1 protein-coding gene is annotated in these 255 nt (G+C 60.8%); it reads right to left on the bottom strand.

Annotated elements, in window-relative coordinates; genetic code table 11:
• The coding region (locus tag LZP69_RS16515) for a putative Ig domain-containing protein (RefSeq protein WP_234201758.1) at positions 1 to 255 on the bottom strand (255 nt) is incomplete at both ends.

Below are 255 nucleotides of genomic sequence, written 5' to 3' on the forward strand. Positions count from 1 at the left end.
GGCGTGCCGCTGAAGGTGCCGGTGGTGGCATCAAAGCTGAGCCATGCAGGTGTGCTAGCCGACAGGGTGAGCGTATCACCGCTGTCGATATCGGCGAAGGTGCCCGCAGGTACGCCGAAGCTAAAGGTGCTGCCTTGGTCTGTGGCTTGGTCGGTCAGTGCCGCCGAGACAGTCGGTGCATCGTTGGTGCCAGTGACGGTAATGGTTAGGGTCTGTACATCAGACGCACCTTGGCTGTCGCTGCCAGTGACATCA

The sequence above is a fragment of the Shewanella sp. AS1 genome (assembly GCF_021412565.1).
Classification (GTDB): Bacteria; Pseudomonadota; Gammaproteobacteria; order Enterobacterales; family Shewanellaceae; genus Shewanella.